Source organism: Sulfurimonas sp., assembly GCF_032250635.1.
In the GTDB taxonomy this organism is placed as follows: Bacteria; Campylobacterota; Campylobacteria; order Campylobacterales; family Sulfurimonadaceae; genus Sulfurimonas.
The window spans coordinates 1-7701 of sequence record NZ_JAVVFL010000107.1 but is presented as its reverse complement, the minus strand read 5'-3'; the positions used below and the strand labels follow the sequence as shown (position 1 = coordinate 7701).

The window sequence follows — 7701 nt, the reverse complement described above, 5'->3', positions numbered from 1 at the left end:
GTAAAAATCGTACATTATCTGCTCCAAACTCATAGAGAGTCTAAGATATATCTCTTCATTTTTATACAGAACTCTTTTGGCAACATATAAAAAATCCGCTTTTACGGTATCTGAATATCTTGTTATATCCCCGTAATCCTGAGAGTTTGACTGCATGACCTCAAATCTTGAAGCATGGTTATCCATCTCTTTTTTATCTGCATCTGACTCAGCTAAAACCACCCCATCTTGGGCAATAATAGTTACTCTAAGAGACATTCTCTTATTTATCTCTGATGCAAAACTATCCAGATCTTCTACATGTTTTAAATCCATCTCCATAAATTCTATGGCATGTTTTAAGTGATTTTTATTGTGCTCGATTATTATATCTTTTAGCGCAATATAGCTGATGATTGATGAGATGAGTAGCGAAGCGGCAAAAAGAAGTATAAACTTTAAAATAAATATCTGATGTATTTTCAACACAGTTTATACCCTACCCCGCGGACTGTCTCTATGTAGTTTTTTGTTTTATCGGGATCTATCTTCTCTTTAAGCCTGTTTATGGCTACATTTACGGTTCTATACTGGTACTCTTCACTCTCTCCCCAAACATTTTGTAAAAGATAGTCACGGTCAAGCACGCTGTTTTTGTTAAGAATAAATTCGCTCAAGAGATTAAACTCAAGTTTTGTAACATCTACTTTTTTACCATCCACACTAAGCGTTCTTGAACTTTTGTCCAAAACCAAATCTCTGTGGGAGAATATCCCCTCTTCCACTTTTTTTGAAGTTCTTCGCAAAATAGCCTTGATTCGAAGAAGGAGCTCTTTCATATTGAAAGGCTTTGTTATGTAGTCATCTCCGCCTCTTAAAAATCCCTCCTCTATCTCAGAGTCTGCATTTTTTGCACTTAGATATATTACCGGTGTTGCAAATCCATCTTTTCTTAGAGCTTGAACAAATTCGCTTCCCTCTACGCCGGGGAGATTTCTATCCATTATAAGAAGATCAACATCCTCTTCAACAAGCATCTGCTCAACACTTTTGGTATTTAAAAAGCCTATGACTTCATAACCCTCTTTTTGCAGATTGTACTCAATGAGCTCTAAAATATCCTCTTCATCTTCTACTATGACGATTTTTGCACTCATATGTAAGTGTCCCTATTTATATTTTCTACTATTGTAACAAAAAAGGGTCTCTTTTTCATTACAGTTACTTCTCAATCCATGCATCTGTTTTTAAAACCTCTCCCTCATCAAATATTTTTAGCTTAAATGCACGCTCACATTTTCCCTCTTTAAAATCCATTATAGCTATCTGCATTATTTTTTTACACTTTTTTGGGATATCAAAATGACCTTTTAGCCCCGTGAGAAACTGCTTAAGAGGTACTTTTTCATCCATGCCTATTACGTTGTCTCTACAGCCAGTAAGCCCCATGTCCGTAAGATAAGCTGTTGCGTTTGCTATTTGAAGATCATCTGTTCCCACATGAGTGTGTGTCCCAATTATCGCACTGACTCTTCCTTGAAGAAGCATCATCATAGCTCGTTTTTCACTAGTTGCTTCTGCATGAAAGTCTATAAAAATATTTTTCACACCTCTCTCGTGAAGAGATTCTACACTCTCTTTTGCACATCTAAAAGCATTGTCGGTGTAAGGCATGGCATAGTGCCCCATAAGGTTTAAAACGGCCAGTTTTTCTCCGGCTACGTCATAAACCTTGCAACCCGTTCCGCTTACCTCATCAGGATAGTTATGCGGTCGTAAAATCTCATGTGTCTCAAAAAGCGCCTCAACCTCTTTTTTGTCCCATGTATGATTGCCGCCGCTCATGCAGTCAATCCCATAACTAAAAAGCTCATTGGCATTTTTAAGAGTCAAACCAAACCCATGAGATGCGTTCTCGTAGTTTGCTACTACAAAATCAACGCCGTGCTCCGCTCTTACCTTTGACAGATGACTCTTTAACATATCTCTGCCGGGACTTCCTACAATATCGCCTATAAATGCTACTCTCAACGTCAAACTCCTCTTAAATACTTTAGCACTGCTTTAATAATGTCGTCATCATCTTTAGAGTCTGACTTTATGCTCTCTTTTTTCTCATCCATGTAGGTAAGTGTGATGTTCTGTCCATAGTTTGAAACACTCTTTATCTTCTTATGCAGACTCAAAATTTTAATGACCATCAGCTCAAAAAACTGCTTTGTCGGTGTGTCAAGCTCGCCGAAACGGTCTATTACTTCCTCTTGTATCTCATATATCTCAACGCTTTGCTCACATGATGAGAGGCGTCTGTAGATGTCCAGACGAAGTCTATCCTCTTTTACCACCTCATCAGATATGAAGGCAGAGATGGTTAGCTTAATATCGACTTTTAGCTTTTCGCTCTGCGCCTGATTGCTAAGAAGTTTTATGGCATCTTCTAACATTCTAAGATACAAGGAGTAGCCGATATTTTTTATATGTCCGCTTTGGGCATCGCCTACTAAGTTTCCTCCGCCTCTTATCTCTAAGTCGTGATATGCAAGCACGGAGCCGCTTCCCAAAAATGAGTTGGATTCAAGAGCAAGAAGCCTTTTTTTGGCATCATCAGTTAGTGTCTCTTTACTCTCTACTATAAAGTATGCAAATCCCTCGACACTGCTACGCCCAACGCGACCTCGTAGCTGATGCAGGTCTGCCATTCCGAATCTATCTGCGCCATCAACTATAATGGTATTTACGCGCGGCATATGGATTCCTGACTCAATTATGGAGGTTGCCAGCATCAGGTCATACTCCCCTGCTTCAAATTTCAGAAGCTCTTTTTCAGTATCGGTTGCAGAGATTTTGGAGTGAAGCATTACGACTCTTAACTCTGGAAGTATCGCTTTTAGCTCTCCGAGTTTTATCGGCATGTGGTCTATGGAGTTGTGGACGTAAAATATCTGTCCTCCGCGCCTTATTTCACGAAGGATTACCTCTTTTATAAGCTTCTCTTCATACTCTTTTACAAAAGTTCGCACCGGCTCTCTCTCGCTTGGGGGAGTAAGCAGCTGCGACATTGTTTTTATGGAGCTGAGTGCTTGATTTAATGAGCGGGGAATCGGAGTCGCACTCATGGAGAGGAGATGAACATTGTGGTAGAGCTCTTTTATCTTCTCTTTTTGCTTTACCCCGAACTTATGCTCCTCATCTATGATGACTACGCCAAGATTTTTAAAATCCAAATCAAAGAGCGTATGCGTCCCGACAACAACGTCAAGATCTCCGCTTGCAAGTGCTTTAATGATATTTTTTTTATCTTTTGCACTTACAAATCTATCCAGCTTTGAGCACTTTATCCCCAGATCATCAAATCTCTCACGGAGTGAGCGGTAGTGCTGCGCGCTAAGTAGCGTTGTTGGAACAATTAGAGCCGATTGATAACCCGACTTGTAGGCTGCAAAAATAGTGTTCATAGCAACTTCCGTTTTGCCAAAACCAACATCACCGCTGAGCAGCCTGTCCATGATGTGACCCGAACTCATCTGCGTAATTATCTCGTTGATTGATTCCGTCTGATCATCCGTATAAAGAAATCCAGAGAGCTTTTGAAACGCTCTTAATTCGCTCTCATCTACGCTAATTTTAGGTGCTTTTATAAGCTCTCTTGCGGCGGCAGTGTTTACAATCTGCCCCGCTATCTCCATAAGCCGCTTTTTTACGCTCTCTTTTAGTTTGCCGAAACTACCTTTTCCAAGCTTGTCCAGAACAGGAACAGAGCCGCCTGAGGCGATATAGCGGTCTATGACATCGAGGTTTTCAACGGGGAGCAAAACCTTGTCATCGCCTACATACTTAATGACTATAAAATCTTTAATACCGCCTAAAATCTCAGTCTTCTCAATACTCTCAAAGATGCCGACACCGTAATCCTCATGAACTACATAATCACCAGCTTTGAGATCATCGAGCAAAATGGAGCTTTTTCTTCTGCGTCTGATTCTATCTGGCTTGTTAAGCGAAATGACAAGCTCATCTTTGGTAAGGATGTTTAAGATGTAGGGAGCATAACGAGTCTCAATCCCTTTTAGATCAAATAGTCCCGCCTGTTTAACGACCGCCTCATTTGAAGCTATAACCGTTATCTTTTTATCTTTATGCACTTTTAAAAGAGCTTGAACGTCGCTCACGGATATCTCTTTAAAGTCGTCGGATTCGCTCAAAACCTCAAGGTTAAAACACGCTCTTGAGAGTGTTGGCTTATTCAGAGCATAGGCATCAACCAAAAGAGCATCAAGGTTTCTAACAAGCTTGGCGTTTTTGCCATCTAAAAAATTCTCAGCACTCTCATCAAGATGCCAAAGTCCCAAAGAGGCGATATCTTTAACCAAAGAGTTAAATTCACTTTTGGCAATCTTGTCGTTTAACCTATCGAACTCATCTTCATGCAGTGAGTAAAAGGCGGGTGTTATCACTATGCTCTCAAGCTCATCTTTTTGTGTTCTTTGGGATTCCAGCTCAAAATATTTTATCTGCTCTATCTCATCATCAAATAGTGAAATTCTAAGAGGCATCGCGGATGAGGGAGGAAATATATCTATAATATCTCCGCGAAAGGAGATCTCCCCCTCTACCTGAACCATGTCCACAAAGCTGTATCCCCAAAAAAGCATCTGCTCTTGAAACTTTTTTAGCTCTATATTAGAGCCAAACTCAAGTGTTGTGGAATTTAAAAGATTTGCTTTTGGAAGGTTAAAAAGAAGCGTCTTTAACGGGGAAATGATAAGAGGCTTTTTTTTAAGAGAGTAGTATTTTCTTAGAGCAGAGAAGAGTTCATGAATCTCCTCTTTATATACTCTTAAATCGTCCCCGAAAGTTGCTCTGAGATCCGGAAAAACAAGCACATCTTTTTTAAAAAACTTAGCTACGCTCTCCAGCTCATGCGCCTCTTTTGCGTCTTGGCATATCAAAACCTCCAGGTCTTGATCTTTAGAGGTTTTGTAGTATTGAAATAGTCTGTTTTGTGACATTAGATTAAATGGAGGACTATGATACTTTTACCTCATTATCATTAATAACGCTCTTTAGCGTATCGGCAGGAATATTTTCTCCATGTGATGCTTTTTTTGCAATAGCAGAAACATCTTTCACGATGCTATTTCCTTCAAAAATACCTTTTGCTTCGATTACCAACTCAGAGGACTCTATAGAGCCACTTACTCTTCCGTGTGCCTTAATCTCTACTCTTGCAGCATTAATGCTTCCCTCAACATAGCCCTGAACCACAAGTCTAGTTGTAGAGATGTCCCCTTTGATATGACCGCTTTTACCGATATTAACCTCTTTGCTTGAGGTTATTACCCCCTCAAACTCTCCATCTACATAAAGATTGCACGCCAGTGTCATCTCACCTTTGATTGTAGAGCCAGCTGTGATGATGGTAGTGTTTGTGTCGGGTTTGGTACCTTTATGTGTGCTGTCGCTGTTATTAAAGATTGCCATGGTATCTGTTTCTCCTTTTCAAATATATCATTATAATTTTTTACACTCCATCTTACAAATTCTACAGGGTTAACTGCCCTTTGAATAAATCTGATTTCATAATGGAGATGCGGACCGCTGCTCATGCCTGAGTTGCCTGTGTAGGCAATCAAATCGCCCTTTTTAACAAAACTGCCCGATTTTATCACAACTTTGTTTAAATGAGCGAAATAAGCTCTAAAACCATAATTGTGTTGCAGTATGACAAGATTCCCAAATCCGCTCTTATCATGAAATCCAGCCCACTCAACAATCCCATCGGCAGTCGCATAAACAGGAGTATCCATAGCGGCTTTCATGTCAATGCCGCGGTGAAGCTCTTTTGAATTTAACGTAGGGTGTATTCTGTAACCAAAACTGCTTGTGACTCCGTTGTATCTAACCGGTGAACCGCTTGGAATAAACTGCATAAGCGTAGCCATGTGTTCAGAATTTAGCTTTGTGACACTTACTCTATCTTGCAACGACATCTCTGCTACGGGCGCGAGTCCTATGAGTGTCTCTATCTCAGAGAGCGTATCCGAGACCTCTAAGAGCTCTCTTTTTTTATCCACTAGAGCTATTTGTGCCTCTTTTATGCTCTCATCGAGGAGTCTGTTTTTCTCCTTCTGCGCCATGTAAGCCTTTTGAATACTCTCATGCTTTGTCTCTATCTTATCTACGGCATAATCAAGATACAAAATTGTACCGACTGCGACAAGAGCGATAGTTGCGATAAATAAAACTGCGTAAAAAACGGCTTTTTTTATGATCTTATGAAGATTGAACTGCTTTACGCCATTATCGTCATGTATCGTAATCGTAAAGTGATTATTCATAATACTCTCTTAAAAATGTTTCGACGACACTAAAAGAGCCAAAAACAAGATAGTTAAACTCCGGTTTTACCTCTTTAAATGGTTTGTATTTTATCTCTAAGTTAGTTAAAACTGCTTGAATACTCTCTACTGACGCGGCTCTTTCATCGTCTATAGTGATTATCTCTACATGCAGAACAATGGACTTGAGTGTCGTCAAAATCTCTTTATAGTTTTTATCTCTAAAGCTGTTATATACAAGCACATATTTCTCTCCTAAAAGAGCATCGGCTACACTTCGAGCCGCTAAAACATTGTGTCCAACATCTATCGTAATATTTTTGGCTATTTTTGTAAGTCTTCCAAAAAGCACGGGGTATGAAAAGTTTTCCGCTCCATACGCAAGAGCTAAAAACTTTATAGCGGCAATACTAAGAGATAGATTCTGAACCAAATAGGGAGCAAGGAATAATTTTTTTGAAATCTCATCTATCTTTTGTCTATCTTCATCATCTAAAATCTCATCGACTCTTTGTATAGATTTTTCGCCACGCACTCTCTGGGCAGTTTCATAAACCTCACCGTAGTTTTGAATGCCCAAAATTGCACTCTTTTGAATTGCATTTAATTTTGTAGCTGCAATCTCATCTATACTTGAGCCTAAAAAAGCTTCGTGGTCATACGCAATCGGCGTTACAAGAGTGAGTGTTTTAGGAAATACGGCGGTTGCGTCATATTCGCCTCCAAGACCTGCTTCCATAACTACATAGTCGCACTCACTAAAGAGCAGCATCGCTAAAAATGTCGTATACTCAAAATAACTAAGCTTCTGAGCATCATCTTTACTCAAAATCTTTTGAAGCGCTTGATGTGCCTCTTGTAGTTCGTCATCGCTCGCGTTTTTGCCGTTTTTCCATATCCGCTCGTTAAACTCCAATATGTGAGGGGATGTGTAGTGTCCGACGCAAAAACCCATAGAGAATAGCGCATTGGCTAAAAACCTGCCCGTTGTGCCTTTGCCGTTTGTTCCGACAATATGAACTATCTTTGGAGCAGGAAGAGAGGTTTTTATCTTCTCATATGTTCGAGGCATACGAGTATAATCAATCTTCTCGTAGTAAAGCGGTTTAAGATTTAAATACTCTTTGAGTCTCACTTATAAACAACCCTGTCTCTGCCCTCTTTTTTGGCTTTATAAAGATTTTCATCGGCACTCTTTAGCAGACTTTGGAGTGAAAAATTTGATTTTCTGTCACTTACGCCGCAGCTGACGGTAAGTTTTATCTGTTGCTCTTTATACACCAAGCTGCTTTTTTTAAGTTTCTCTCTTACTTTTTGGGCAAAAGCAAAACCTCCCGCTCGAACACGAACGGATCGCGCGCCTGCTCCCCCAGCCGCGGGCCGG

7 protein-coding genes and 1 pseudogene are annotated in these 7701 nt (G+C 40.0%); all 8 read right to left on the bottom strand.

The features are described from left to right. Positions 1-468: pseudogene (locus tag RQ763_RS07435) on the bottom strand (sensor histidine kinase); the annotation flags it as partial. Further along, a complete protein-coding gene (locus RQ763_RS07430) occupies positions 462-1136 on the bottom strand; it encodes a response regulator transcription factor (RefSeq protein WP_314152109.1) in 675 nt (224 codons plus the stop codon). The gene RQ763_RS07430 and the pseudogene RQ763_RS07435, both read right to left, overlap by 7 nt. Before the next feature lie 64 nt (positions 1137-1200). After that, positions 1201-2010 carry a TIGR00282 family metallophosphoesterase gene (locus RQ763_RS07425; protein ID WP_314152107.1) on the bottom strand — a complete coding sequence of 270 codons (810 nt, stop codon included), beginning with the start codon at positions 2008-2010 and terminating at the stop codon, positions 1201-1203. Positions 2011-2012: 2 nt separating this feature from the next. Then, positions 2013-4988, bottom strand: a complete 2976-nt coding sequence (locus tag RQ763_RS07420) for a DEAD/DEAH box helicase (RefSeq protein ID WP_314152105.1) — start codon at positions 4986-4988, stop codon at positions 2013-2015. A gap of 16 nt (positions 4989-5004) precedes the next feature. Further along, positions 5005-5460, bottom strand: coding sequence for a polymer-forming cytoskeletal protein (locus tag RQ763_RS07415; protein ID WP_314152104.1), 456 nt, complete (start codon positions 5458-5460; stop codon positions 5005-5007). Next, positions 5361-6317, bottom strand: a complete 957-nt coding sequence (locus tag RQ763_RS07410) for a M23 family metallopeptidase (protein WP_314152102.1) — start codon at positions 6315-6317, stop codon at positions 5361-5363. The genes RQ763_RS07415 and RQ763_RS07410 overlap by 100 nt, the downstream gene beginning before the upstream one ends. Further along, positions 6310-7452 (bottom strand): bifunctional folylpolyglutamate synthase/dihydrofolate synthase, encoded by a 1143-nt coding sequence (locus tag RQ763_RS07405; protein ID WP_314152101.1) that lies wholly within the window; start codon positions 7450-7452, stop codon positions 6310-6312. The genes RQ763_RS07410 and RQ763_RS07405 overlap by 8 nt, the downstream gene beginning before the upstream one ends. Continuing rightward, on the bottom strand, positions 7449-7701 hold a 253-nt coding region (locus RQ763_RS07400; protein WP_314152100.1), incomplete at its 5' end, for a diguanylate cyclase. The genes RQ763_RS07400 and RQ763_RS07405, both read right to left, overlap by 4 nt.

Coding starts and splice junctions, on each gene's coding strand:
- RQ763_RS07430 (WP_314152109.1), bottom strand. CDS start 1,136: ATGAGTGCAAAAATCGTCATAGTAGAAGATGAAGAGGATATTTTAGAG.
- RQ763_RS07420 (WP_314152105.1), bottom strand. CDS start 4,988: ATGTCACAAAACAGACTATTTCAATACTACAAAACCTCTAAAGATCAA.
- RQ763_RS07415 (WP_314152104.1), bottom strand. CDS start 5,460: ATGGCAATCTTTAATAACAGCGACAGCACACATAAAGGTACCAAACCC.
- RQ763_RS07410 (WP_314152102.1), bottom strand. CDS start 6,317: ATGAATAATCACTTTACGATTACGATACATGACGATAATGGCGTAAAG.